The organism is Methylomonas aurea, from assembly GCF_024505045.1.
GTDB lineage: Bacteria > Pseudomonadota > Gammaproteobacteria > Methylococcales > Methylomonadaceae > Methylomonas > Methylomonas aurea.
Genome location: NZ_JANIBM010000001.1, coordinates 37,581 through 64,504, shown reverse-complemented (window position 1 = coordinate 64,504; position 26,924 = coordinate 37,581). Strand labels below are relative to the sequence as shown.

The following is a 26,924-nucleotide window of genomic DNA, read 5'->3' as shown; positions in this document are numbered from 1 at the left end:
CGGCACATGATAGGACTGTTTCCGGACTGTGGGCAAAGGTTTGCCGGTGGGGTGCAATTCGGGTGGGATTGGAACCGAGGCGGAGAGGGATTTTGCGAAGGGCTGGGTTCTAGCGGATTTGGTTTAGGTAAAAATCTACACCGAGTATCGTTTGGAAGGCATCGTTGTGGGGAAGCCGGGGACCAATGCCGTTAAATTAAGGAATAGAACGGCTGGTTCACATCCTTTAGGAGCAGGCCATGCCTGCGACCGAAGGCTTATGATCGCGGGTAGGGCCCGCGGTTATGCATTGGCTGTTACTTGATTTCAGTTATCAACACTTGAGGATTTGCTGGGTCATAAAAGAAATAGGTGTAGAACTCTACTGGCTTTCCATTATCGAGTTTCGGTGAATACCCCTTATCAAGAATATATTTCTTGGCCGCATCTACATATTCTGGTGGAACAGACACATCAACCGGAGTTACGCCACCAGATATTGGATCAGTGACGCGGGCAACTCGCACTGAATGGACTGAACCATTGGCCTCCACCACTATACCGAAGATTACGCTATAGAGTTTCTTGGCTTTTCCCGTAACGTAACTCGGCGATATCGACGGCTCCGCAAGGGCGATCCCGGTCAGAAAGATCGCAACGATTCCCCAGAGTTTCATCCAATTCGTCGTATTTCGCGCCATTCGTGTCTCCTGTTGGCTGACTGCATAACGTGGAGGTCACCGGACGCTGCACGGCTTTATCGCGCAGCGTCCGGTGGACCGCAGGGTTAGGACTTTGCGTATGTGTCGGCATAACGTTCAATTTGTTCTTGCAGGAAATCTCGCGCGGCAATGTGAGCATTGCGAGCCGAGATATAGGACGGTTTATCGAAAACTTGCATTCCGAGAGGACGCTTGTCGTCCGGGTTGTGTAATTCGGCTGCCGCAAGACAAAGCTGTGAATATGACTCTATGTACTTCCCGGTTGACTCTCGAAGTCTCGGGAAGTAAATCATGGCCAGCAGATGCGCATGATTCCCAGATGCTTGATGCGTTAAAGCGAGAATGTCTTCGGTACTCTCCGCTGTCATTAAGGTATGTGGAAGTTTCATTGACTCAAGGAAATGAGCCCCAAGTTCTTCGTACTTGGTTCGCAAGAGCACATCGCGTTTGTGTTCGCGTTCTAGACGCGCTTGGATCATGGCTACGAGTTGCGAAACAAGGACGCCAAGCAATGCTAGAAACGCACCAACGACTAGATCTGGAAGTGGCGGCATTGCAAAGTCCTAACTAGTAATTAAAAAGTTCTGTATATCATCAATGATAGGCAGCGATGACTGGTAACGATTCAAACGCTGTCATTGAATCACGTTGGGCGATAGGCAGCAACGGGTCGATCCCCCTCATTCCCTCGCATTCCAAGCGCCATAGCTTTCCAATCCCATTCCTGCCGGCTTTGCCTTTGGTTTATTTCCGATCGATTTCAGGCCTGCATAAGGCATAGATCAAGTCAGTAAATTCGGACATAAAATGTGAAATAGCTAACATATTATTCGCTATTCCCGCGCGTTAGACTATCGCTGCCGTTTGGCCTTTACCTGCAACTTTCAGGAGGATTCCCAATGCGAAACCCTAGCGCTTATTCCCTGCTTTACGGCGGCTTGCTAGCCTGCTTCAGTTTATCCGCCCACGCCGTCTCCCAAATCGCGGCGGCCGGTTATACCGATTTGGACGGCAATTTCGTTCGCGAAAATGTGACCGCGGATGCCGAACCCAGTCCGCCCGGTACGCCGTTCGACCGGTCGGTCGTCGCGGTCCAGGCCGGCGATCCGAACGGCGCCTTCTATTACAGTGCCTCGGCCGATATCGGCCTGCTGGAGTTGAAGGTGTTCGGCCAAATCGACAATACCGCGCAAGACGCTAAAGCCAACGGTGAAATCGGCGTACTCAGCGCTCGCGCCGAATTGGACGACGTGATTTCCCTGCACTCCGACCTGGCTACGCCTTACGAGGTGACTTTCGAACTGCAAGTGGACGGCATCTTGAGCATCGTAGGCGGCAGCGCCAACGGCTTCGCTTCGATCAATTTCGGACCGACCAGCGGCGCCGATGCCTTCGACTCCAGCTTTTATAGTAGCGACGGCGCCTTCAGCGATACCTTGTCGGTGACCAAAACTTTTACCGGCAACGTCGACGCCGATATCGGCGCCTTGTTGAGCTTCACGATATTCGCGGTCGATCCGAACGCCATCATCACCGGCGCCTTGAACAACACCGCGACACTGAATCTGATTCTGCCGCAAGGGGTGGAGATCGCCGCCTCCGAGTCCGGCACGTTCGGCGTTCCGATTCAACCGGTGCCGTTGCCGGCGGTGTTGCCGTTGTTTTTGACCGGCGCAGCAGTAACATTGGCCGGCGGTTTCCGCCGAAAAAGCTTGGCGCCGACCAATCGGTCAGCCGCTTGAGGCCAAGGTATCGATGATCGGGCAATCCGGCATGGCATCGCCGCTACAGTTCTGAGTCAATTGCGCGAGGATATCGCGCATCTCGCTCAACTCGGCGATGCGGCGATTCAAGTCGGCGATGTGAGCCCGGGCGATCGCTTTGACGTCGGCGCTGGCCCGGGCCGGATCTTGCCACAGCGAGACCAATTCCCGAATCTGTTCCAGCGAGAAGCCCAAATGGCGGGCGCGTTTGATCATGCGTAACACCTGCAGGTCATCCTCCCGATAGATCCGGTAGCCGGAAACGCTGCGCGCGCTTTTTCTGATCAGGCCGATGCTTTCATAATGGCGGATCATTTTGGCCGAGACGCCGGTCAAACTTGCCGCTTGGCTAATGTTCATCGCTTGTTCCCCCAAAATCCAATGCCGTCAAATGCGGATCGGCGCGTTGCCGCAATACTCAGTGCCGGGGCATCGTTGATGCCGTCGCCGTCGCCGACGTCGCGGATGCCCAGGGCCTGGCCGACGGCTCTGGCGCTGCCGCGATTATCTCCGCTCAACAGCACCGCGTGCAGATTCAAAGCTTGCAACTGTTTGATTGCCGGATATGCATTCGGCCTGAGTTTGTCGCCGAACGCCATCATGCCCAGCACGATTGTCTGCGGCGCGGACGTCGCCAGCCAGGAAATACTGTAACCTTGATTTTCCAGATTTTTCGCATGCGCGGCCAGTCCCGCCAAGTCGGCGCCGAATTCGCTCACCCAGCGACTGCTGCCCAGCACCAGGTCAAGATTGTCGACGCGTCCGGACAGGCCGCGATCCGGGATGGCCTTGACCGCTAGCGCCGGCAGCGGGTCGATCTTCAGCCGGCCCGCCTTTTCGAGCACGGCTTTCGCCAACGGATGCACGCTGCCTTGCTGTAGCGAGGCGGCCAACTGCAATATCCGGTTCCGGTCGATACCGACGGCGACGGTTTCCACCAGATTGGCTTTGCCCTCGGTCAAGGTTCCGGTTTTATCGAAGATCACGGTGGAGATCCGGTGCGCAAGCGCCAATACCTCCGCATTTTTGATCAAAATCCCGTGGGGGGCGGCGATTCCGGTGCCGGCCATCAATGCTGCCGGACCGCAAGGCCTTCCAGCCCGACCGGTAAAACCCTCCACCCAAGCCGAATTGAACCGTGCTGGCAAAACACAGCTGTAGCCAGCCCGGCAGCATCGGATGCAAACCGAAGGGTTCCAACAGCATCGGCGGCGCCAATGGCAACGATAATACGGCCGACAACATTACTGATATGCCGGGTTGGCGTTCCGAATCGGACTTAGCTCGATACTGTCCGGGCAGGGCCCGATAACCGGCTTTGGCGACGGCTTGCTGCAACCGCTCGAGGTCCAGCGCATCGCCGCTGACGATGGCGATCTCGCCGGCCAGATTGACTCGGGCCTGGCGCACCCCGGCGACTTTAGCCAGGGCTTGTTCGACCCGCCCGGCACAGGAGGCGCAGGTCATGCCGGCTATCGCCAGCGTCAGCGTATGATCGGTAGGGTGTTCGGTATGGTGTTCGGTATGGGGTGTCGACATGATCGCTTCTCCAGTGTTGTTTGACTGTGCTGGCAGTGTTCGGCTTACCACCGTGGCAAGGTCAAACAATTTTTGCGGTGGCCTTTGCCGAACATCAGCGGATTGCGGGACCGTCCGGCAAGGCCCGTCGGCCTTGGGTTGGCGCCGAAGCGAAAAATCCGTCACACCCCAATCGGCGTCCCGCGCTAAAATCGCGATCCCGGCGCGGCATGTCGCCAAGCCGACCGTTTTTGCCACAACCATGCTCAATTTCAAAAACATCGCGATTCGCCGCGGCAGCCGCCAACTGTTCAGCGGGGCGTCTTTCACCATTCATAAAGGCCAGAAAATCGGCTTGACCGGCGCCAATGGTGCCGGCAAATCCAGCTTGTTCGCGCTGTTGCGCGGCGAGTTGCATGCCGACGAAGGCGAGTTCTCGCTGCCGCCGAATCTGGAAATCGCTCATGTCGCCCAGGAAACCCCGGCATTGCCGTGTTCGGCGATCGATTACGTGCTGGACGGCGATCAGGCCTTGCGCCGGCTGCAGGCCGAGTTGGCCGCGGCGGAGCAAGCGCACGACGGTTTGAAGCTGGCCGAATTGCATGCGGCACTGGAACACGCCGGTGGCTACACTGCCCAAGCACGCGCCTCGCGGCTGTTGAACGGCCTGGGTTTTACCAGCGAGCAGGAAGCCAGGCCGGTCAGTTCGTTTTCCGGCGGCTGGCGGATGCGGCTGAATCTGGCCCAGGCCCTGATGTGCCGCTCCGACGTGTTGTTGCTGGACGAACCCACCAACCACCTGGATCTGGACGCCGTGATTTATTTGCAGGACTGGCTGGTCAAATATCCCGGCACGCTGTTGCTGATTTCGCACGACCGCGACTTTCTGGATGCGATCACCGACCACATCGTTCATATCGAACAAGGCAAGGCCGAGATCTATACCGGCAACTATTCCGACTTCGAGCGGATGCGGGCCGAAAAACTGGCGCAGCAGCAATCCGCCTTCGAAAAGCAGCAGCGCGAGATTGCCCACATCCAGAGCTTCATCGACCGCTTCAAAGCCAAAGCCACCAAGGCCCGCCAGGCGCAAAGCCGGATCAAGGCGCTGGAGCGGATGGAAATCATCGCTCAGGCCCATGTCGATTCGCCCTTCGGATTCGCCTTTCCGCCGCCGAAACGGATGCCGAATCCGCTATTGAAGATCGAGGAAGCCGACATCGGTTACGCCGACAAGGTGGTGATCAAAAACGCCAGTCTGTCGATCTCGCCCGGCGACAGGATCGGCCTGCTCGGCCCCAACGGTGCCGGCAAATCCAGCCTGATCAAAGTATTGTCCGGGCAAATGCCGGCTTTGGCTGGTAAGCTGCAGACCGCCCAGGATTTGAACATCGGCTATTTCGCCCAGCACCAGCTCGAATTGCTGCGGCTGGAGGAAAGCCCGCTGTGGCATCTGCAGCAACTGGACAAACAGGCCACCGAGAAGGATTTGCGCAATTTCCTGGGCGGCTTCGATTTTCGCGGCGACAAGGTTAACGATCCGGTCGGGCCATTTTCCGGCGGCGAAAAAGCCCGGCTGGTGCTGGCGATGCTGGTCTATCAAAATCCGAATCTGCTGTTGCTGGACGAACCGACCAACCACCTGGATCTGGAAATGCGCCACGCCCTGAGTGTGGCCTTGCAGGAATACCAGGGGGCGCTGGTGGTGGTCTCCCACGACCGGCACTTGCTACGTTCGGTCACCGATCAATTGCTGTTGGTGGCCGGTTGCCGGCTGCAGCCTTTCGACGGAGATCTAGACGATTACAAGCAATGGCTGGCGGAGCAGAAGAAGGCTGCGGACGAACCTGCTGCCGGTAGCGAACCGGCCAGCAACGTATCGCGCAAAGACCAGCGCAAGCAGGATGCCGAGCGCCGGCAACGGCTGAAGCCGCTGCTGGATGCGGTCAAAAAAGCCGAAGCGGCGGTGGAAAAGTTTCACCAGCAACAACGGGATCTGGAGGAAATGCTGGCGGATCCGGCGATTTATGCCGACCAACACAAGGAACAATTAAAACAGCTGCTAAGCCGCAAAAGCCAGATCGACAGCGCGCTGGAACAAGCCGAGATGGATTGGCTGGCCGCGGAGGAAAACCTACAACAAGCGGAGTGACCATGTATCAACTGATCGTGTTGTTTTTCGAGATTACCATCCTGCGCAAAGGTCCGCAGGATGTACCGGCCGCGCCGGTGTTGTACCGGCTGGTATTCGTGCCCTATATCGGCGTGAATCTGTTGATTCTGCTGCTGGACGGTTCCTGGAGCAAAGCTATTGCCCAGATCGCGGTGGAAACGGCGTTGCTGGTCGGGTTTTGTTATCCGCTGCTGTATTTTGCCGGCAAAACCGCGCGGTTTCCGCAGACCTTTACCGCCTTGCTGGGTACCGACGCCGTGATCAGTCTATGTGCGATTCCGGCCGTGGCCAGCCTGCAGACCCAGATCGGCGACGTTGCTTTCATTGCCGTGATGGGCATGATGATCTGGCATTGGTTGGTCAACGGCCATATCTTCCGTAATGCGCTGGATCGGCCCTTGCTTTTCGGCTTGGCGTTGGCGTTTTTATATATACTGATTTCCTCGCAAGTAATGACCTTATTATTCGCCGGACCCGCCGCCGATTAACTCTGGAGCCCATATGACCTTGTACAAACACATCCTCCTGGCCGCCGATTTTTTCGAACACGGTCAGCAAGTCGCGGAAAAAGCCAAACGTCTCGCCGAGCAAAACCAGGCGCAACTCAGCCTGGTGCATGTGGTCGATAACCTACCGATTACCGATCCGGCCTACGGGCCGATGATTCCGTTCGACGTCGACTTGACCCAGGAACTGATCGAAGCCACGAAAAAACGGCTGGCCGAATTGGGCGAAAAATTGGGCGTACCCGCCGAGCGGCAATGGCTGGAGATGGGCAGCCCGAAACTGGAAATCGTTCGCGTCGCGGTGGAAAACCGAGTCGATTTGATCGTGGTCGGCTCGCACGGCCGCCACGGCCTGGCCCTGTTGTTGGGCTCCACTGCCAACGGCGTGTTGCACCACGCCAAATGCGACGTGCTGGCGGTACGCCTGGCCGATGATTGAATTGGTGCTGGGCGGCGCCCGTTCCGGCAAGAGCCGCTATGCCGAGCAGCAGGCCCTGGCCAGCGGTTTGCCGGTAGTTTATGTGGCGACGGCCGAAGCCGGCGACGCCGAAATGCGGGCGCGGATAGACCACCACCGGCAGCGGCGGCCGACCGATTGGACAACCGTCGAAGAACCGCTGGATTTGGCGCGCGTGGTTAGCGAAGCCGCCGGCCGCCGCCACTGCCTGCTGGTGGATTGCCTGACCTTGTGGCTGTGCAACGTGTTGTTCGACAAACAAGGCCATCTGCAGGCGGAGCGTTACCGCGACCATAGTGATGCGCTATGTAAGGCACTGAGCGCTGGCGGCCAGCGGGTGATTCTGGTCAGCAACGAAGTCGGCCTCGGCGTGGTCGCCGCCGATCCGATGACGCGCCGCTTCGTCGACGAAGCCGGCTTCCTCCACCAAAAACTGGCCCAAATTTGCGATCGTGTGGTACTGGTCACCGCCGGTTTGCCGCAAATTCTGAAACAGGTTTAATCCCGCCGATGAATTGGATCTACGAGCCGATCGCCGCGCCCGCGGCCGACTATTACCTGCAAGCCCAACAACGCCAGCAGCAATTGACCAAACCGCCCGGTTCGTTGGGCGTGTTGGAGGACTGCGCCGCCCGGTTGGCGGCGATGCAACGCCGCGCGGCGCCGAGCATAGACCGGATCCATATCAGCGTCTTCGCTGCCGACCACGGCGTCGCCGCCGAGGGCGTATCGGCCTTTCCCCAAGCGGTCACCGCGGAAATGGTGAAAAATTTCGCCGCCGGCGGCGCCGCGGTCAACGTGCTGGCGCGGCAAATCGGCGCTGATTTCGAAGTGGTCGATACCGGCTTACTGCAGCCGGTGGCGCTGCCGAACGTGATTGCCGACCGGGCCGGAGCCGGCACGGCCAATTTCGTCGATAGTCCGGCGATGACCGCTGCGCAACTGGAATTCGCCCTGGCGGCCGGCCGCCGTGCTTTGACGCGGGCACTGAACAATCGCGCGCAACTGTTCGTCGGCGGCGAAATGGGCATCGCCAATACCACCAGCGCCAGCGCTTTGGCCGCGGCCTGTTTGGGTTTGCCGGCCGCAGAGATTACCGGCGCCGGGACCGGTCTGCTGCCGGAACAAATCGACCGAAAGGCGGCGCTGATCGAGGCCGCGCTGCAACGCCACCGCCCGCTGTTGGACACGCCGCTTGCCATCCTGCAAACCTTGGGCGGATTCGAAATTGCCGCTTTGACCGGCGCTTATATTGCCGCCGCGCAGCAGGGATTGCCGGTTTTGGTCGACGGCTTCATCAGCAGTGTCGCCGCGTTGTTGGCCGCACAACTCAACTCCAACTGCTCGGCCTGGTTTTTCTTCGGCCATTGCTCGGCGGAAAAGGGCCATGCCCGGGTATTGCAGGCGCTGCAAGCCCGGCCGCTGTTGACGATGGACATGCGTCTGGGCGAAGGCAGCGGTGCGGCGTTGGCGGTACCGATCTTGCGGATGGCCTGCCGGCTGCATAACGAAATGGCGACTTTTGCCGAAGCCGGAGTGTCCGCAGGCTGAAATCCGCGGCGAGCGTTGCGGACGATGGCAGGCCATGGCGCTTTCCCGTATCATGGCCGGCGCTGCGCATACCCGCCCCGATTCCGGCGCGGCAGAATAATAAAAACAACTCAAACCAAACGCGGATTAGCCCATGCTAGGACATATCGAAAGCTACGATGAACGCTGCCAAACCGGCGTTATCAAATACCAAAACCAGTTTTACGAATTCCATATCGACCAATGGACCTCGCAAGAACCGCCCAAAGCCGGTGACGACGTTGATTTCGATCAGGACGACGGCAAAGTCACCGAAGTCAGTCCGGTCGGCGCTTATTTGATGGAAGCCAAACCGGTAAAGAGCCGGATGCTGGCGGCCTTGTTGGGTATTGCCTTCGGCGCCATCGGTCTGCACCGGATCTATCTCGGGTTTTATATGCTGGGCCTGTTGCAAACCCTGGTCACGTTGGGGACCGGCGGTTTCGGCGTGATGTGGGGCTTTATCGAAGGCGTGCTGATTTTTACCGGCCATATCGATAAAGACGCCAAGGGCAGGCATTTGAAATAACCGTGCAGGCATTCTGGCTGGCGTTACAGTTCTTAACCCGCATTCCGGTCGCGGACACCGGTCCGGCCGACCCGCGCCGGCTGGGCCAATCCGCACTGTATTATCCGGTGGTCGGCCTGCTGCTGGGCTTGCTGCTGGTTCTGTTGGCGGCGCTATTGGCCGGCGGTCCGCACTTGGCGAGCGCCGCTCTGGTGCTGGCCGCCTGGGTGTTGCTGACCGGCGGCCTGCATCTGGACGGTTTGGCCGATTGCGCCGATGCTTGGGTCGGCGGCTACGGCGACCGCGAGCGCAGCTTGCGGATTATGAAAGACCCCAGCTCCGGCCCGATTGCGGTGTGCGTCTTGCTACTGGTGTTGCTGCTGAAATTCGCGGCGATCGACGCGCTGCTGGACGAACAGTGCTATGCGGCGCTGGTGTTGGCGCCGGTATTGGGCCGGGCGGCGATTTTGCTGTTGATGTGCAACACTGCCTACGTCAATCCTCACGGCTTGGCAGCTAAACTGCTGGAACAGTTTCCGGCGGACGCGGCGCGCTGGCCGATCGCGACGAGCGCAGTATTGGGTTTGATGATTCTGGGCTGGCCGGCGCTATTGGCCGCGGGCCTGCTGCTGTTTTGGCTGCGCCGGGCCGCCATCGCCCGCTTGGGCGGCTGCACCGGCGACGTCTACGGTGCGGCGGTGGAGTTGGTCGAAACCGCAGTGATTGCCGCTGCCGCATTCCGATGACGCAGTCGCCTTATCGCTTTTCCGAGCCGGAATTGAACGGCGTTTACCGCGCTATCGCCGAACGCCGCGACATGCGCCATTTCCTGGATCTTCCGGTCGATCCGCAAATCCTGGCGCGCTTGCTGCAAGCCGCGCATCAGGCCGGCAGCGTCGGCCTAATGCAACCCTGGCGGTTTTTGCGCATCAGCGACCGCGAACTGCGCCGGCAAATCCATGAACTGGTTGAAGCCGAACGCCGCGCCACCGCTGAGGCGTTAGCCGAACGCCACGACGAATTCATGAAACTGAAAGTGGAAGGCATCCTCGATTGCGGCGAGCTGTTGGTTGTCGCGCTGCCGGACCGGCGCGAACGCCACATCTTCGGGCGGCGCACGCTGCCGGAAATGGATCTGGCTTCGGCGGCCTGCGCGATCCAGAACCTGTGGCTGGCGGCCCGCGCCGAAGGCTTGGGCTTGGGCTGGGTATCGTTGTTCGAGCCGCAGGCGCTGGCAACGTTATTGCACATGCCGGCCGGCAGCCGGCCGATTGCGATTCTGTGTCTGGGCCATGTCGCCGAGTTTTACCCGAAGCCGATGCTGGAATTGCAGAATTGGGCCGCGCCGCAGCCGTTGTCGGCATTCGTTTACGAAAATAGCTGGCCCGATGCAAGCTAACTCGCCGTTTCCGGCCTTGATGGTGCAGGGCACCACCTCCGATGCCGGCAAAAGTACGCTGGTCACGGCCTTATGCCGTCACTACCGGCGCCGGGGCGTCAGCGTAGCGCCATTCAAACCGCAAAACATGGCCTTGAACAGTGCCGTGACCATAGACGGCGGCGAGATCGGCCGGGCCCAGGCGGCACAGGCCGCCGCCTGCGGCTTGCCGCCGCATAGCGATATGAATCCGATATTGCTGAAGCCCAATTCCGATACCACGGCGCAAGTCATCATCCACGGCAAAGTATTGCAAAACCAGTCTGCGGCTCAGTACCACGACTATAAAAAAGTTGCGAAACAAGCCGTGCTGGAGTCGTGGCGGCGCCTGACCGAGCAATACGCGATGATCATCGTCGAAGGCGCCGGCAGCCCGGCAGAAATCAATTTGCGCGCCGGCGATATCGCCAACATGGGCTTCGCCGAAGCGGTGGATTGTCCGGTGATTTTGATCGCCGATATCGACCGCGGCGGCGTGTTCGCCCATCTGGTCGGTACGCTGGAATTGCTGTCAGACAGCGAGCGGCGGCGGGTAGTGGGATTCGTCATCAACCGCTTCCGCGGCGACATCGGTTTGTTGCAGCCCGGCCTGGACTGGCTGGAAACCAAAACCGGCAAGCCGGTGCTGGCCGTGTTGCCTTATCTGCACGACTTGTACCTCGAGGCGGAGGATGCGCTGTCCACCCGCCATGGCGCAGCCGGCGCCGGCGGTTTTCATGTCGTCGTGCCGCACCTGCCCAGTTTCAGCAACCATACCGACTTCGACCCGCTGCAATTGCATCCCGGCGTCAAAGTCAGCTTTGCCAAGCGGCCGGACCAGGTCGACGGCGCAGACTTGGTCGTGCTGCCGGGCAGCAAAGCGGTGCGTAGCGATCTGGCGCAATTGCGCGAGCGCGGCTGGGATGGCTTCATTCGCCGGCATTTGCGCTACGGCGGCAAGTTGCTGGGCATTTGCGGCGGTTTCCAGATGCTGGGCCAAACGATAGCCGATCCGCTTGGTCTGGAAGGCACCCCCGGCCAAGCCGAGGGGTTGGGATTGCTGGATATGGCGACCGAGTTGCTAGCGGAAAAATGCCTGAAACGCACCTCCGGGCGTTTTTTCGGCCGGAACACAGCCGTGGCCGGCTACGAAATCCATCTCGGTATCAGCAGCGGCCCGGCCTTGTCCCGCCCGTTGTTCGAGTTGGCTGACGGCCCGGACGGCGCGATTGCCGCCGACGGCCAAGTCGCCGGCAGCTATCTGCACGGTTTGTTCGATCTGCCGGAAGCCTGCGACGCGCTGTTGGCCTGGGCTGGTTACAGCGCCAACCAAGCCGTCGACTTCAATGCGCTGCGCGAGGCCGGCATTGAGCGTTTGGCCGACTGCCTGGCCGAGCACTGCGATTTCGCCAAGCTGGAAGCCGGCGTCCGCCGGTTCCGCTCAGAACAATAACTCGCAATGCTCCAGTAATTGGACGATCTCCAGATTCACTTCCAGTAGCTTTTTAAACTGCTCGGCGGCTTCCGCGCCGCGGCCCTCTTGCCGGCTGCGCCACATCAGTTGCGCCAGCCGGTGTTGCTGTTCCTGCGCGCGTTCCAGCCGCTCCAATAATTGCCGGTCGACGCTGCGTTCGCTTTTCTGCCGCTCCAGCCAGCGGCCCAGATGCGACTTTTTCGCCGTCGCGACCGGCCAGCGCGGTTGGGTTTTGTCCTCGCCGTGCAGACATTGCTCCAGGCGGCGCAGCCAGTATTGCTGTTGCAATTTCAGTAATTCCAACTGGCTGTGCCAGGCGCTGCGCTCGGTTTTGGCCTCGCGGCGCCAAGCCGGCGGATGGCGGTAATTGGCGACCCAGCCCGGCACCGCGTCGGCCGGCATCGGCCGGGCAATACCGTAACCCTGGGCGATACAGCAGCCCAAATCGATCAGAAACACGCCATGTTCCAGGTCCTCGACGCCCTCGGCCACCGCCTCGCGTTTGAAGGCTTTGGCGAGTGCGATCACACTCTCGACGATGGCCATGTCGTCCGGATCGTCGATCATGTCGCGGACGAAACTTTGGTCGATTTTGACGGTGTTGATGGTCAGGTGGCGCAGATGGGCCAGCGACGAGTAACCGGTGCCGAAATCGTCCAGCGCGCACGGCACGCCCAATTCGTGGTAGCACTGCTTCAACACCTCGCCGACCGAAATCAAATCCTCCAACACGCTGCTTTCCAGCACTTCCAGTTCCAGTTGCCGGGACGACAGCTGCGGGAACTCGGCCAGCAGCGTTTCCAGGGTCTTGATGAAATCCGGCCACTGCAAATGCCGCGGCGAAATATTGACGCTGACTTGCTGGTTCAACCCCTGATCCCGCCAAGTTTGCAATTGGATAAAGGCCTGGCGCAACACCCAGTTAGCGACGTCGATTTCCAGTGGCGTGTTTTCGATGATCGGCAGGAATTCGGCCGGCGGCAACAGGCCGCGCTCGGGGTGGCGCCAGCGGATCAGCGCTTCCATGCCGACGATCTCGCCCGATTTCAAATTGACCTTGGGTTGGTAATACAAGCGGAACTGGTTTTGCGCCAAGGCTTGGCCCACTTCGGCCAACGCTTGCTCCAGCCGGCTCGGGCGCTGGCTGTAGCTGCTGCTGGGTTGTGCCAGATGTTCGTACAGTTTGAAGCGGTTGCGGCCGTCGAGCTTGGCCTGGTACATGGCCTGGTCGGCGTGGCGCAGCAGAATGTCCGGGTCTTCCCGGTCCAGCGGGTAAATCGTCACGCCGCTGCTGGCGGCGATGCGGACATGGCGTTCCGCTAACTCGAACGGCTCGGCCAAAGCCTGGTGAATTCGGCTCAGCGTGTCTTCGCATTGCTGGATCGACTGCAGATTCTCGAACAGCAACGCGAATTCGTCGCCGCCCAGCCGGCATACCGTGTCGCCCTCGCGCAGATTCATCTTGATGCGTTTGGCCACTTCGACCAATAACTGGTCGCCGGTTTCGTGGCCGAAATGGTCGTTGACCTGTTTGAAGCCGTCCAGATCCAGATAACACAGCGCCAACAGCGACTCGGCGCGCTTGCTGTGGGCGATGGCCTGGGCGAAACGGTCGGCAAACAAGGCCCGATTCGGCAACTGGGTCAGCGGATCGAAATGCGCCAGCACCTCGAGTTCCTGTTGCTGCTTTTTGGTTTCGGTGATGTCGGAAAACAAGCCGATGTAGTTGATGACGGCGCCGGATTCGTCGCGCAGCGCCGAGATGGTCAACAGCTCGGCGTACAATTCGCCGCTTTTGCGCCGGTTCCAGATTTCGCCGCGCCAATGTCCGCTTTGGCTCAGGATTTGCCACATCTGTTCATAAAACTCGTTGGACTGGCGGCCGGATTTGAGAAACCGCGGATTCTGGCCGATCGCTTCGTCGCGGCTGTAGCCGGTGATTTCGCTGAATGCGGTATTGACGTCGATAATCAACGCGTCGACGCCGGTAATCATGATGCCTTCGTGGGCGTCGGAGAAGACCCGCGCCGACAGCCGCAGTTTTTCTTCGGCTTTTTTGCGCTCGCTGATATCGTGGACGATGCCGCGCATCCGCAGCGGCTTGCCGGACGCGTCGCGCTCGGCCTGGCCTACCGAGCGCATCCAGCGCCGCTCGCCGCTGGTGCTTTGCATCCGGTATTCAACCTCGTATTTGGTGCCGGTTTCGATATGGCGCCGCGTCGCCTCCAATAGTAAATGCCGGTCTTCCGGGCAAACCACGGCCAGAAAATCGGCCCAGGTAAGGATGTCTTTGGCTGGAAAACCCAATTCGGACGTGACGATCTCGGACCAGAATTGGCGGTTGGTTTGCAAATCCGACTCCCAGATGCCGATACCGCCGTAAATCTGGCTGATACGGAACCGCTCTTCGCTTTGCTTCAGTGCCAGTTCGGTCTGTTTGCGTTCGGTAATGTCCTGTACCAGCACGACGAAACGGTCGTGGCCGGCTTTGTAGCTATCGATCGCATACCAACGGTCGATTTGCGCCACATGGTTTTCGAAATGTTTCGGTTCGCCGCTGGTGTCGAGGCCGTCGAAACTGCTGATCCAGGCCGCCTCGGTCTGCGGCAACACTTGTTTGACGGTCTTGCCGATCCAGTTTTCCCGGCCAAGCCCGGTCATTTTTTCGAAAGCCGGATTGATGTCCAGATAACGGTAGTCGACGATTTTTCCGCCCGGGTCGCGGATCACCTGGTGCAGCGCAAAACCCAACGACATGTTGGTGTACAAGCGCGCCAGATCGGCTTCGCTGGATTTGCGGGCCCGAATCTCGCGGCGTAACCGGTAAACCCAGTAAACGCATAACACCAAGGCCAGCAGCAAGGCTAGCGCCGGCCTGGCCAAGGCTTTGACGTCGATACCGGCGTCGACTTGCAAACCCATCCAGCGGTTGATAATCGCGTCGCGTTGGGCCGGGTCTATCGCCGCCAATGCTTTTTCCAATATGCTCAGCAATTCGGGATGGGCTTTGGCCACCGCTATCCGGCTCTCGCTGATATAACCGGTCTGGCCGACGATACGCAGATTCGACAAACCCAGCTGTTTGATCGCGTAACTGGCGGAGGCCGCATCGCCGACGTAAGCGTCGACTTTGCCTTCGGCCAGCAATCGCAAACAATCCTGTACCGATAATGTAACCGCCAACTGCAATTGAGGGTAATCGCGGCGCAACAGTTCGTGTACGAAATAGCCTTGTTCCACGGCCACCCGCCGCCCGGCCAGCATTTGCAGAGAATTGATATAAGTGCTGGATTTATTGCCGATAATGACCGCCGGCATCGAGACCACCGGCTCGGTGAAATTCAAGTATTGTTCGCGGTCCGGCGTTTTTACCGCAGCGCCGATCATGTCCAGTTCGCCGCGCTTGGCCATATCCAGCACTTCCTGCCAGGATTTGTTTGGCACTGGGACGAATTTGACACCCAATCGCGCTTCCAGCAGTTTCAGAAAATCGGGAATCGCGCCGATGTAGTGGCCTTCGGCATCCAGCTTTTCGTAAGGCATAAAGTTCCGGTCCACGCCAAGCCGGATCGTCGGATGGGCTTTCAGCCATTGCCGCTCGGCCTCGGTTATCGGGATACCGTTCAAGCGGCCGCCGCTCTGGATGAATCCGTCCAAATCCCTGGGTTTTAGCGCACGGATCAGTTTCAGGCCGGCGTAAATTTCCGCGACCCTGTACAACCGGCCGGCCTCGATTTGGCCGAGCGGAATGGTGTCGGCCTGAATCCGCTTGCGGGTCTCCTCAGCTTCGAACCGCAATTGTTCCCGGCTGAGTTTGCTGTGGTATTTGCTGCGGATCAGCTCGATCAGCGCCTCGGGATGCTCCAGCGCATATTGCCAACCCTTCAGACTGGCGCGGCGAAACGCCTCACTGCGTCCGGGATGGTTTTCCTGCTCGGCGTTGGTGGTAAACAGGATGTCGCCGTAAAAATCGATGCCGTAATTTTGCGGAGAAATCAGATTGAATTTGACGCCTTTCTGCCGTAGCAGGAAGGGCTGGTCGGTCACGTATCCGGCCATCACGTCGACTTTGTTGCGGATCAAGTCGTCGTTGGAAAAGCTTTGCGCCACCTTCTGAAAACGGCTGTCGTCGAGATTGGCCTCGGCCAGTAGGGCGCGGACTTGGGCATTGTTTTCGCCGGCAAGATCGAACATGATGCGCTTGCCCGCCATTTCGTAGGGGCTGAGAATGCCGGAAGATTGCTTGCTGAACAACGCCAACGCGTCGTGCTGGAAGATGGCGGCCAAGGCCACGATAGGCTTGCCGTTGGCATAATGCACTATCAGGCCGGAATCGCCGATCCCGTATTCGGCCTGGCCGGAAACGACTTGGTCGACGAAATCCTGCTTAGGATCGCGTTCGCGGATCTCGACCTGCAGACCTTCTTCGGCGTAGTAACCTTGTTCGAGGGCGGCGTAGTAACCGGCGAATTGGAATTGGTGAAACCATTTCAATTGCAACACTACCGGCTCCGGCGTTGGCCCGGCATCGAAGGCGACGGCATTGAACGACACGGCAAAAACCGTTGCCAGCCGAATAAAGCTTTTTCTCATGGGGCAGCACGCCGGAACGAAAGTAGGGTTATTCTACATCCAAAAATCAAATGCCCCAGCCGGATTTAGTCGGCGCTGTAGGTTGCGGTAGTAAAGATCGCTTGAAACTTGTTCTTGCCGGTATTGGACTTACGTTGCTGGGTGCTGGCCAGGGCTAGTTTGGCCTCGTTTTGCAATTGGCTGTCGGCAAAATGCTGGTTTTTGCGTAACGGCGCCTGCGCCGCTTTGCGCAAATACTCTTCGGCTTCGGCGCTACGGTCTTGCTGCAACAAATAATCGGCGTAAAAGTAATTGGCGTCGATGCCGTCCGGGTTGATTTTCAGGCTGGTTTGCAGCATTTGCTCGGCCAATCGGTTATCGCCGAAAGAAATCGGCCAACCGGGCGCCATGTAATACAAGGTTCCCAGCGTCACGTACGCGGCTCCCTCCAGGGCGTCCGGCTGCAAGGCGATGGCTTGTTCGAGCAAGCCTTTGGCCGTCTTTAGGCTGGACAGCGCTTCCAGCGAGGACTGAAACGCGGCATTGGTGGCAATGATGGTTGCCTGCCAGATTTTCGGTTCGGCCGCACGCGGGAAACGCTTGCCCAACTCGGCGGCCTTGTCGATCAAGCCCGGATAGGCCTTCCGCTGCAGGCTCTCGTCGCTTTGGTAATAAACCTGGGCCCATTCGCTTTCCAGGCTATCGATAGCCGCGGCCAGCTCCGAAGCGAAACTCCGTGCCGAGAAAAGTATCAAAAAAACAACAACAGTGGCTCTACTCATACAGAAAATATAGAGCATTGCACTCCGCTTTTCAATACTTCTCGTAAATTATTGTTATTTATCCCAATCCTTGAAAGGATTTTTTGCCAAGTTATTGTTGTAATAGCGCAAATCATCGGTGACTTCTTGCCCCAGCCAGGCCGGTTTTGCGAAAGATTCGCCAATTTGCGACAACTCGATCTCGGCCACGATCAAGCCTTGGTTGTCGCCGAGGAATTCGTCGATCTCCCATAGATGCGGTTCGCGGCGCACGAAATGGCGGACTTTTTCGATTACCGGTTTATGGCAAAGTTCGGCCAGCAATTGCTCGGCATCGGCCAACGGAATCTCGTATTCGAATTCCAGTCGATGGCTGCCGATCGTCGCGCTTTTTATATTCAACCAGGCCTGGCTGTCGGAAATCCGTACCCGGATCGAACTGAGCGGACTACCGCTCAGATAGCCTTGTTTGTATAAGACCGAATCCTCGACTTCGTCACGCCAGGCATCGTTAGCCAATAAAAATTTGTGTTCCACTTCGAGCGCCATACTGTGTTTCCTCGCGGCAAAAGCGACATGATAATGGCTGGGAACGGACTTTTCAGGACTTCGGAGGTTGAGTCGGGCGCAGACGCCGACTCAGGGGCAGCGGATGCGGCAGGAGGGCGCGCCGCCGCATTGCCGGGCGGCGCCGATGGAACTGTTGCGGATTATGCCGGCGTATCGCCGCTACTGCGGCCGACGCCGAAGCTTTCCAGCAACATCAGGCCGACGCCGATGCAAATCGCCGAATCGGCGATATTGAACGCCGGCCAATGCCAGTTTTGGTAATAAACGTCGAGAAAATCGATCACGTAGCCGTAGGCCACCCGGTCGATCAGATTGCCGATCGCGCCGCCCAACACCAGCGACAAGGCCCAGGCCATCAGGGTTTCATGCGGTTTCAGTCGGTACAACCAGACGCCGATGATGCCGCTCATCACCACCGCCAGCCCGGCAAACAACCAACGCTGCCAGCCGCCGGCGTTGGCCAGAAAGCTGAAGGCGGCACCGGTGTTATGGGCGTAAGTCAGATTGAAATACGGCAGTAGCGGGATAGACTGGTAAAGTTGCATCGTCGCGTCGACCGCGAGTTTGCTGGCTTGGTCCAATACCAACACCAGCGCGGACAGCCATAACCACTTAAGCATACAAACGGCTCTCGCCGGCGCCGGCCACATTTTCGACGCAACGGCCGCACAACTCCGGATGCTCCGGCTGCTCGCCGATGTCGTAGCGCTGGTGCCAGCAACGCACGCATTTGGCATGTTCCGACACTCGAACTTTAAGCTTCACGCCATCCAAATCGGTCGTAACCGCATCTTCCGGGCAGAATTGCATATCGGACACCCCGGCGTTGGAAGTGATGAACACAAAATGCAGCTCTTTGCCCAGTTTGTTCAATTCGGCGGCGTAAACTTCGTCGCAATATAAATCGACTTCGGCATTCAACGACGCGCCGATCGCGCCGTCTTTACGCAAGGCTTCCAACTCCTTCGACACCGCGGCCCGTACCGCCATGACTTTGTCCCAGGTGTCGCGGTTGATCTCGGCGTCGGACTCCAGCGGGAACAGGCCTTGGTACCAGGTTTCCAGGAATACCGACTCGCTACGATTTCCGGGAATGAATTGCCAGATTTCGTCGGCGGTATAGCTGGTGATCGGAGCCAGCCAGCGCACCAGCGCTTCGACGACATGGTACATCGCGGTCTGGCCGGAGCGGCGCGCCAGGCAATCTTCCTTGGCGGTGTATTGGCGGTCCTTGACGATGTCCAGGTAAAAGCCGCCCAAGTCGATGCTGCAGAAATTCAGCACTTTTTGGTAAATCACCTGGAATTGGTACTCGTCGTAGGCAGTCTTGATTTCTTCCTGCAACTGCCAGGCCTTATCGACCACCCAACGGTCCAAAGCCAGCAGGTTGTGCTTGCCGACCAAATGTTGCGCTGGATCGAAGCCGTCCAGATTCGCCAACAAAAAGCGCGCGGTATTGCGCAGACGGCGGTAGGCGTCGGAGGTGCGTTTCAAAATTTCGTCGGATACCGACATTTCGTAGCGATAGTCGGTGCTGGCCACCCACAGCCGCAACACGTCTGCACCCAGCGATTTCATCACCGTCTGCGGCAGTACCACGTTGCCTTTGGATTTGGACATTTTCTTGCCTTCGGCATCGACGGTGAAGCCGTGGGTCAACACTTCCTTATAAGGCGCGACGTCGTTCATCGCCACCGAGGCCATCAACGACGACTGGAACCATCCGCGATGCTGGTCGGAACCTTCCAGATACAAATCGGCCGGGAAGCGCAGTTGCTCGCGCCGCTCCAGCACGGCGGCATGAGTCACGCCTGAGTCGAACCAAACGTCCAGCGTATCGGCGACTTTCTCGTAGTGCTCGGCATCGCTACCCAGCAATTCGGCCGCATCCAGCTCGAACCAGGCGTCTATGCCTTGTTGTTCGATGCGTTGCGCCACTTGCTCGATCAATTCGGCGCTGCGCGGATGCAGTTCGCCGCTTTCCTTGTGTACGAAAAACGCGATCGGCACACCCCAGGTGCGCTGGCGCGAGATGCACCAGTCCGGGCGGTTGGAAATCATCGCCTCGATCCGCGCCTGGCCCCAATCCGGCACCCAGTCGACGCGTTTGACTTCATTCAAGGCGGTGTCACGCAAACCGTTTTTTTCCATCGAAATAAACCACTGCGGCGTGGCGCGGAAAATGATCGGGGTTTTGTGGCGCCAGCAATGCGGATAACTGTGCAGCAAGGCGTGGTGGTGCAGCAATTTGCCGCGCTCGCGCAATACGTCCAGTACCTTGTCGTTGGCGCTGAATACGTGCAGACCGGCGAATAATTCGGTGCCGGGCAGGAACACGCCATTGCTGCCGACCGGGTTGTCGACCGGCAGGTCGTATTTCATCCCCACTACATAGTCTTCCTGGCCGTGGCCGGGAGCGGTATGCACGGCGCCGGTACCGGCGTCGGTGGTAACATGGTCGCCGAGGATGATCGGTACCTGGCGGTCGTAAAACGGATGTTGCAACAGGAGTCCTTCCAGCGCGTTGCCCCTGCAATAGCCGACGATATGGTGCTCGCCGATGCCGTAACGTAATACCGCATCTTTTAATAATGCTTCAGCCAGCAGCAGGCGTTCGGTCTGGCCGTCGATTTCGCATTGCACCACCGCATATTCCAGTTCCGGATTCAATGCCACCGCTTGGTTGGCCGGCAAAGTCCAGGGCGTGGTGGTCCAGATCATGACCGACAGCGGGCCTTTGCCTTCGCGGTCGCCGGCATGATGGCACTTTTCCATAAAGGCATGCTCGTCGACGACGGCAAAGCGCACGTCGATCGCCGGCGAATGCTTGTCTTCGTATTCGACTTCGGCTTCCGCGAGTGCCGAGCCGCAATCGGTACACCAATGTACCGGCTTAAAGCCCTTGCTGAGATGGCCCTTGGCGGCGATGCGGCCCAGGGCGCGGACGATGTCGGCTTCGAACGCAAAATCCATCGTCAAATAGGGATTGTCCCAATCGCCCAACACGCCGAGACGGATGAATTCTTCTTTTTGAATGCCGACCTGTTTCTTGGCGTAGGCGCGGCATTCCTTGCGGAATTCGGCCGGCGAGACCTTGACGCCGGCCTTGCCGACCGACTTTTCCACCATCAATTCGATCGGCAAGCCGTGGCAGTCCCAGCCCGGCACGTAGGGTGCATCGAAACCGGCCAGGGTTTTCGATTTGACGATGATGTCTTTCAGGACTTTATTGACGGCATGGCCGATATGAATCGCGCCGTTCGCATACGGCGGGCCGTCGTGCAGGACGAATTTGGGCCGGCCGGCGCAAACCTCGCGAATCTTTTGATATAGTTGGTTTTCGTTCCACTGTTTCAACATCTCCGGTTCGCGCTGGGCCAGATTGGCCTTCATCGCAAATTCGGTCTTGGGCAGGTTCAGAGTCTGTTTATAATCGATGGTCATGGTGTTTTCTGCGTAGCATTCCGGCGCGGGCTCGCCGGCACCGGCCGCTGAAGCCCAACGCTTGCGCCGATTTGCCGAACGGTTCAATAATAGTGAACGCGCGATTCTAGCATCAACCGGCAAGCGCTATAAAGCGCAGGCTGCGCAAAGCAGGAAACCGTAACGAAGCGGGAATCGCTTTGCAACTCCGCCGGATCGACTTTTTCGGCGGAGGATGAAGGTCGCACTCAAACGCGGTTACGCAACCAATACAGACCGTATACCGCGCCAATGAGGACGCTAACGGCACACGCCACTAGCGGATGGTCGTACACCGAAACGCTATCGGCGGAGACTGTCTCTAAAACCAGAAGATTTACCGCCCAAGAACGAGCGGGAGCGGTTGCAGCGGCCATAGTGCAAATGCTAAACAACCACCACAGGCTTTTTTTGGCATGATAAAGCTCCGACTCGAGTTATCGATATGGTTTTGACTCGCTATCATGTTAGCGCCAAAACCGGAGTGCGCAAACCTTTTTTCATTCCCAATGTAGGGTGATCTTTATGCAGAGAAAACCAGCCCAAACCTCGGTGGAAATTAGCGGCTTGATTGCCGAACGCTGGAGCCCGCGCGCGTTTGTCGCCGACAAACCGGTCAGCCGGCACGATCTGACCGCGTTGCTGGAGGCGGCGCGTTGGGCGCCCTCGTGTTTCAACGACCAACCCTGGCGATTTATCGTTTGCGATAAATTCAGCGACGGCGAGGCTTGGCAAATCGCTCTGAACGTCGTCGTCGAAAAGAACCGGTTGTGGGCGCACAATGCGCCGGTGTTGTTGCTGGCCGTAGCGATGAATAATTTCAACCACAACGACAAGCCGAACCGTTGGGCGCCTTACGATACCGGCGCCGCCGCGCTGAGCCTCTGTCTCCAGGCCGCCGCGTTGGGTTTGGCGGCCCACCAAATGGGCGGTTTCGATGCCGATTTGGCCCGGCAATGTTTCGGCCTGCCGGAAAACTGCACGCCAATGGCAATGATTGCAGTTGGCTACCCGGCGGACGCCTCGATATTGCCTGAGGACTTTCAGGCCGGTGAACGCGGCGAACGCAGTCGAGCCGCTTTGGAGCAGCGCTTCTATTGCGGACACTGGGGCAAAGCCTTCGAATAATCTTTATTCTTAACATCCAATCCGGCGGTTCGGCATGTTGGCGAAATCTGCAAAAACATCGTATGCGCGGAGCCTGATCGAGGCCAGCCTCGATCCGTTGGTGACGATCAGCGCCGACGGCAAAATCATGGACGTCAACAGCGCCACCGAAAAAGTCACCGGCGTGCCGCGCAAGGAACTGATCGGCAGCGATTTCTCCAATTATTTCACCGATCCGCAAAAAGCCCGCGACGGCTACCGCCTGGCATTTTCGCAAGGCAAGGTCACCGATTATCCGCTGGCGATCTGCCACGTCTCCGGTAAGATCACCGAAGTTCTTTACAACGCCACGGTCTATCGCGACGAAGACGGCAATATTGCCGGCATATTCGCGGCGGCTCGCGATGTCACGGCCTTGAAAAAAGCCCAGCGCGAATTGGAAGCGGCGATCCTGCACATGCAATTGATCCGGGAAATGACCGATCTGCTGCAAAGTTGCCAGAAAATGGACGAAGCCTATCCGATCATGAAGGCAGCTTTCGTCCGCCTGTTTCCGGAATCCAACGGCGGCCTATACATGCTGGACGCGGACGGCAACTCGTTGGTGCTAGAAGATTCCTGGGGTAACATCCAGTTGGAAGCGGTTTTCAACCCGGACGAATGCTGGGGCATGCGCCGCGGCCGCATCCATCTCGCCGGTTGCGGCAAGTCGATCAACCCGGTCTGCGGCCATATGCGCGCCGATGTCGGCCCCTATTTGTGCATTCCGTTGTTGGCTCACGCCCGCGGTCTGGGATTGATCTGTATCGAACCCCACTTCGCCGACCCGAACGCCGACGGCATCGAGCGCACGTTGTCGATCGCCGAAGCGGCGGCCGACAGCGCCCGCCTGGCGCTGGCCAACCTGACTTTACGCGAAGAGCTGCACGAATTGTCGATTCGCGATCCGTTGACCGGCTTGTTCAATCGCCGCTTTCTGGAGGAAGTGCTGGACCGGGAACTGCTGCGGATGCGGCGGAGCGAGCAAATGCTGGCCGTGGCGATGATCGATATCGACCATTTCAAGATATTCAACGATAACTACGGCCACGATGCCGGCGACGAGGTGTTGAAGAAAACCGGCCATTTGCTGAACGGTTTTCGCGAGGGCAGCGATATCGTCTGCCGCTACGGCGGCGAAGAATTCGTCGTAGTAACGACCGAAGTCGATCCGCAGAAAATTTTACGCCGCCTGGAGGGGCTGCGGCTGGAAGTGGAGCATCTGAGCGTCAAGTTCGGTAATCAGCAGTTACCCAACCTGAGCGTGTCGATCGGCGTAGCGATTTTTCCGGAACACGGCAGCAACCGGGTCGAGTTGCTGAACCGGGCCGATCAGGCTCTGTACGTTGCCAAGGAAGCCGGCCGCAACCGGTTGGTCGTTGCCGGCTAGGCCGGTTAAGGTTTAGGCCGGTAGGCGAAGGGTTTGGCCAACGGTTCGCCGACGAAAATGCCCTGTCCCGGCTGCTGCACGCTTTTCCAATACGCTTCGATCAAACTGCTCCCGCGCAGGTAGAAATACAGCACCACGCCCGGATTCGGAAACTTGGCCGGAAAATTACACGGCTCCACCACCGCGCCGTAGCTGGCGGTGGCCCCGGCGCGCAGCCATTCGGTGATGCTCATTTGGCCGCCGCCTGACAGTACGCCGCCGGCCGATGTCAAATGGTCGGCAATCGCCCCCGGCAGATAACGGTTTTCGTCCAGATGCGGCACATGGGTCAGGCCGGTGAAATAAAACATCACGTCCTGGCGGCCGCTGATGTAGTCCTGCTCCAGATAGTGCACCGGCCAAAAATTCTGCAGCGCCTCGGCCACTTTCGGAAAATTCTGGGCGCGGGAACTGCGCGCCTTGTCCGAGGTTTTCAGCAAATATGCCGCACCTTGCGGATGAGAATAATCGGCAGCGACGCCGGTATCGATCAATTTCTTGGCCTCTTCGAAGGTTTTGCCGGCCACAGCCATGGTCGGCCGCCAGGCGTGCGCCTTAAACGGTTTATCGGTTTCTGAGGTGAAATAGGGGCTGTTGCGCGTAGTCTGGCAGCCTTTGGCGCAAAAAGCAGGGTCGTAACCGGCCGCGAATGCCGTCGTGATCGACATGCAATCCACCCGAAACGGCAGCAGCCAGGTCAGAGCATACGCCTGCACGTGAGCGGGGGTTTGTTGGTCGACCTGCCGTTTCAGCGCCTCGAAAGTGCGTTGCGACATCACCGCCTGCCGCGGCGGAAACTGCAGATGGATGATTTGCTCGGCCGGAATTTGTCGCTGCTGGCTGTAATATTCCCCGATCTGCCGGCTCAACGGATCGGCGTCGTTGACGATCACGGCCAGATCCTGCCCGCTCAGGGCCGGCGCGGGACGGTACAACGGCGAAATCGCCTCGGCCTGCACGCTGTTGCCAGGCAAGCAGGCCAAGGCCAATATCAGCCGCAATAATTGAAACGGTTTGGCGTTGAACACTCGATTCTCCTCCAGAAAGGGCCGGCCCGGTCCGATGAGCCGGCGGCCGGCAAAACCGCGAGCATAGCCGACGCGGCTTCGATTTCAAACCTGGGTGCGGCCAATTGTCGACCCAATCGCCAATATTGCCTACGCCGCCGTTCCGGCTAGCGACAGGCAGTTATTTTTGCCGACCGGCAGCGTCGCGGTTTCAAGTACAATCCGGGCTTCATTGCCGCGGCCGCTTGTGTGCCGCATCGTTCGCAATCGGGAACGACCGCCGCCTGACGCCATAGGCGCAACGGCGATTGCCCGCCAAGCCGAGAGCCATTATGACCACGATCCGCCAAGCCGATTTCATCCAAAGCATCGCCGACGCGTTGCAGTTCATTTCCTATTACCACCCGAAGGATTTCATCGACGCCTTATACGCCGCGTATCAAAAGGAACAAAGCCCGGCGGCGAAGGATGCGATGGCGCAGATACTGATCAACTCCAGGATGTGCGCTGAAGGCCGGCGGCCGATTTGCCAGGACACCGGCATCGTCACGGTGTTTTTAAAGATTGGCATGGACCTACGCTGGGATGCCGAATTGAGCGTGACCGAAATGGTCAACGCGGGCGTGCGCCAGGCCTATCAGCATCCGGACAACGTGCTGCGCGCGTCGATTCTGGCGGATCCGGCCGGCAAGCGTATAAATACGAAGGACAACACGCCGGCGGTGGTGCATATGGAACTGGTGCCGGGCGACAAGGTAGAGGTGGAAGTCGCGGCAAAAGGCGGTGGCTCGGAAGCCAAGTCCAAATTCGTCATGTTGAACCCGGCCGACAACATCGTCGATTGGGTGTTGAAAACCGTGCCGACCATGGGCGCCGGCTGGTGTCCGCCCGGCATCCTTGGCATCGGCATCGGCGGCACTGCCGAGAAAGCGATGATTTTGGCCAAGCAGGCCTGCATGGGCTCGATCGACATACAAGATCTGATCGCGCGCGGGCCGTGCAATGCCATCGAAGAACTACGGCTGGAGCTGTACGACAAGGTCAACGCGCTGGGCATCGGCGCCCAAGGCCTGGGCGGCCTGACCACGGTGCTGGATGTCAAAATCCTCGATTACCCAACCCACGCCGCCAACAAGCCGGTGGCGATGATCCCCAACTGCGCCGCGACCCGCCACGCCCATTTCGAGCTGGACGGTTCCGGGCCGGCCATCTTGACACCGCCGAAACTATCGGACTGGCCGGCCATCACCCAATCGGCCAGCACGGCTCGCCGGGTCAATATCGACGGCCTGAGCAAGCAAGATGTTGCTGACTGGAAACCGGGCGAAACCCTGCTGCTTAGCGGCACTTTGTTGACCGGCCGCGATGCCGCGCATAAACGCATCGTCGATTTGCTGAACAAAGGCGAAGCGTTGCCGGACGGGGTCGATTTAAAGGACAAATTCATTTACTACGTCGGCCCGGTCGATCCGGTGCGCGACGAAGTGGTCGGCCCGGCCGGCCCGACCACCGCGACGCGGATGGACAGTTTTACCGACACGGTGCTGGCAAAGACCGGCCTGCTGGGCATGATCGGTAAATCCGAACGCGGCCCGCAAGCCATCGAGGCCATCGCCAGACACAAAGCGGTGTATTTGATTGCAGTCGGCGGCGCGGCCTATTTGGTATCCAAAGCCATCAAGCAAGCGCGGGTCGTCGCGTTCCCGGAATTGGGCATGGAAGCGATCCACGAATTCGTGGTCGAGGACATGCCGGTCACGGTCGCGGTAGACAGCCGCGGCGAGTCTATTCACAGCAGCGCGCCTAAGCTGTGGCAAGCGAAAATCGGCAAAATCAAGGTGGTCGCGGAGTAGGCGTGTTGCGCGCAAGCGCTTGATTTTACAAGCAGGGC

The 26,924-nt window shown here is 58.8% G+C and carries 24 protein-coding genes; 13 read left to right on the top strand and 11 right to left on the bottom strand.

The genetic code is table 11. The features are described from left to right. Positions 1–296 precede the first annotated feature (296 nt). Both NP603_RS00280 and NP603_RS00275 read right to left on the bottom strand, forming a co-directional pair. Entirely contained in the window at positions 297–680 is a 384-nt protein-coding gene (locus tag NP603_RS00280) for a hypothetical protein (RefSeq protein ID WP_256608914.1), read from the bottom strand. A gap of 86 nt (positions 681–766) precedes the next feature. After that, positions 767–1,255, bottom strand: a complete 489-nt coding sequence (locus NP603_RS00275) for a hypothetical protein (protein WP_256608913.1) — start codon at positions 1,253–1,255, stop codon at positions 767–769. A gap of 345 nt (positions 1,256–1,600) precedes the next feature. Here NP603_RS00275 and NP603_RS00270 point away from each other — a divergent pair, with 345 nt between their 5' ends. After that, a complete protein-coding gene (locus NP603_RS00270; RefSeq protein ID WP_256608912.1) occupies positions 1,601–2,443 on the top strand; it encodes a hypothetical protein in 843 nt (280 codons plus the stop codon). Here NP603_RS00270 and cueR read toward each other — a convergent pair. The 3 genes from cueR to NP603_RS00255 are packed head-to-tail and all read right to left on the bottom strand — an operon-like array spanning position 2,432 to position 4,003. Next, positions 2,432–2,824: a Cu(I)-responsive transcriptional regulator gene (cueR, locus tag NP603_RS00265; RefSeq protein WP_256608911.1), complete on the bottom strand. Its 393-nt coding sequence runs from the start codon at positions 2,822–2,824 to the stop codon at positions 2,432–2,434. The two genes, NP603_RS00270 and cueR, sit on opposite strands and share 12 nt — an antisense overlap. After that, a complete protein-coding gene (locus NP603_RS00260; RefSeq protein WP_256608910.1) occupies positions 2,821–3,450 on the bottom strand; it encodes an HAD family hydrolase in 630 nt (209 codons plus the stop codon). The genes cueR and NP603_RS00260 overlap by 4 nt, the downstream gene beginning before the upstream one ends. Further along, positions 3,437–4,003 carry a cation transporter gene (locus tag NP603_RS00255; RefSeq protein WP_256608909.1) on the bottom strand — a complete coding sequence of 189 codons (567 nt, stop codon included), beginning with the start codon at positions 4,001–4,003 and terminating at the stop codon, positions 3,437–3,439. The genes NP603_RS00260 and NP603_RS00255 overlap by 14 nt, the downstream gene beginning before the upstream one ends. Positions 4,004–4,244: 241 nt before the next feature. Here NP603_RS00255 and NP603_RS00250 point away from each other — a divergent pair, with 241 nt between their 5' ends. From NP603_RS00250 to NP603_RS00210, 9 genes are all read left to right on the top strand, one after another. Continuing rightward, positions 4,245–6,134 carry an ATP-binding cassette domain-containing protein gene (locus tag NP603_RS00250; protein WP_256608908.1) on the top strand — a complete coding sequence of 630 codons (1,890 nt, stop codon included), beginning with the start codon at positions 4,245–4,247 and terminating at the stop codon, positions 6,132–6,134. Between the two features lie 2 nt (positions 6,135–6,136). Then, positions 6,137–6,643 carry a hypothetical protein gene (locus NP603_RS00245; RefSeq protein ID WP_256608907.1) on the top strand — a complete coding sequence of 169 codons (507 nt, stop codon included), beginning with the start codon at positions 6,137–6,139 and terminating at the stop codon, positions 6,641–6,643. Positions 6,644–6,656: 13 nt separating this feature from the next. Continuing rightward, positions 6,657–7,100: a universal stress protein gene (locus tag NP603_RS00240; protein ID WP_256608906.1), complete on the top strand. Its 444-nt coding sequence runs from the start codon at positions 6,657–6,659 to the stop codon at positions 7,098–7,100. Next, positions 7,093–7,620 carry a bifunctional adenosylcobinamide kinase/adenosylcobinamide-phosphate guanylyltransferase gene (cobU, locus tag NP603_RS00235; RefSeq protein ID WP_256608905.1) on the top strand — a complete coding sequence of 176 codons (528 nt, stop codon included), beginning with the start codon at positions 7,093–7,095 and terminating at the stop codon, positions 7,618–7,620. Before NP603_RS00240 ends, cobU begins: the two co-directional genes overlap by 8 nt. A gap of 8 nt (positions 7,621–7,628) precedes the next feature. Next, positions 7,629–8,669, top strand: a complete 1,041-nt coding sequence (gene cobT, locus NP603_RS00230; RefSeq protein ID WP_256608904.1) for a nicotinate-nucleotide--dimethylbenzimidazole phosphoribosyltransferase — start codon at positions 7,629–7,631, stop codon at positions 8,667–8,669. A 133-nt stretch (positions 8,670–8,802) separates the two neighbouring features. Then, positions 8,803–9,216: a TM2 domain-containing protein gene (locus tag NP603_RS00225; protein WP_256608903.1), complete on the top strand. Its 414-nt coding sequence runs from the start codon at positions 8,803–8,805 to the stop codon at positions 9,214–9,216. A gap of 2 nt (positions 9,217–9,218) precedes the next feature. Continuing rightward, positions 9,219–9,941, top strand: coding sequence for an adenosylcobinamide-GDP ribazoletransferase (locus NP603_RS00220; RefSeq protein ID WP_256608902.1), 723 nt, complete (start codon positions 9,219–9,221; stop codon positions 9,939–9,941). Next, positions 9,938–10,594, top strand: a complete 657-nt coding sequence (bluB, locus tag NP603_RS00215; RefSeq protein ID WP_256608901.1) for a 5,6-dimethylbenzimidazole synthase — start codon at positions 9,938–9,940, stop codon at positions 10,592–10,594. The genes NP603_RS00220 and bluB overlap by 4 nt, the downstream gene beginning before the upstream one ends. Beyond that, a complete protein-coding gene (locus NP603_RS00210; RefSeq protein WP_256608900.1) occupies positions 10,584–12,065 on the top strand; it encodes a cobyric acid synthase in 1,482 nt (493 codons plus the stop codon). The genes bluB and NP603_RS00210 overlap by 11 nt, the downstream gene beginning before the upstream one ends. On the opposite strand, the gene NP603_RS00205 is transcribed toward NP603_RS00210, so the two are convergent. From NP603_RS00205 to ileS, 5 genes are all read right to left on the bottom strand, one after another. Next, the gene (locus tag NP603_RS00205; protein WP_256608899.1) at positions 12,054–16,679 is read right to left on the bottom strand and encodes an EAL domain-containing protein; all 4,626 of its coding nucleotides are present in this window, start codon (positions 16,677–16,679) and stop codon (positions 12,054–12,056) included. The two genes, NP603_RS00210 and NP603_RS00205, sit on opposite strands and share 12 nt — an antisense overlap. 65 nt (positions 16,680–16,744) lie before the next feature. Further along, positions 16,745–17,440, bottom strand: coding sequence for a tetratricopeptide repeat protein (locus NP603_RS00200; RefSeq protein WP_256608898.1), 696 nt, complete (start codon positions 17,438–17,440; stop codon positions 16,745–16,747). A gap of 54 nt (positions 17,441–17,494) precedes the next feature. After that, complete coding sequence (locus NP603_RS00195; RefSeq protein WP_256608897.1) at positions 17,495–17,968, bottom strand: CYTH domain-containing protein; 474 nt, start codon at positions 17,966–17,968, stop codon at positions 17,495–17,497. A 161-nt stretch (positions 17,969–18,129) separates the two neighbouring features. After that, entirely contained in the window at positions 18,130–18,609 is a 480-nt protein-coding gene (lspA, locus tag NP603_RS00190) for a signal peptidase II (RefSeq protein WP_256608896.1), read from the bottom strand. Then, the gene (gene ileS / locus NP603_RS00185; RefSeq protein ID WP_256608895.1) at positions 18,602–21,433 is read right to left on the bottom strand and encodes an isoleucine--tRNA ligase; all 2,832 of its coding nucleotides are present in this window, start codon (positions 21,431–21,433) and stop codon (positions 18,602–18,604) included. The genes lspA and ileS overlap by 8 nt, the downstream gene beginning before the upstream one ends. A 543-nt stretch (positions 21,434–21,976) precedes the next feature. On the opposite strand from ileS, the gene NP603_RS00180 reads away from it, so the two are divergent. Next, positions 21,977–22,579 carry a nitroreductase family protein gene (locus NP603_RS00180; protein WP_256608894.1) on the top strand — a complete coding sequence of 201 codons (603 nt, stop codon included), beginning with the start codon at positions 21,977–21,979 and terminating at the stop codon, positions 22,577–22,579. A 34-nt stretch (positions 22,580–22,613) separates the two neighbouring features. Then, positions 22,614–23,987 carry a sensor domain-containing diguanylate cyclase gene (locus tag NP603_RS00175; protein ID WP_256608892.1) on the top strand — a complete coding sequence of 458 codons (1,374 nt, stop codon included), beginning with the start codon at positions 22,614–22,616 and terminating at the stop codon, positions 23,985–23,987. Positions 23,988–23,992: 5 nt separating this feature from the next. On the opposite strand, the gene NP603_RS00170 is transcribed toward NP603_RS00175, so the two are convergent. After that, a complete protein-coding gene (locus tag NP603_RS00170) occupies positions 23,993–25,054 on the bottom strand; it encodes a TIGR03790 family protein (RefSeq protein ID WP_256608891.1) in 1,062 nt (353 codons plus the stop codon). A gap of 311 nt (positions 25,055–25,365) precedes the next feature. On the opposite strand from NP603_RS00170, the gene NP603_RS00165 reads away from it, so the two are divergent. After that, positions 25,366–26,886, top strand: coding sequence for a fumarate hydratase (locus NP603_RS00165; RefSeq protein WP_305891281.1), 1,521 nt, complete (start codon positions 25,366–25,368; stop codon positions 26,884–26,886). Positions 26,887–26,924: the final 38 nt, after the last annotated feature.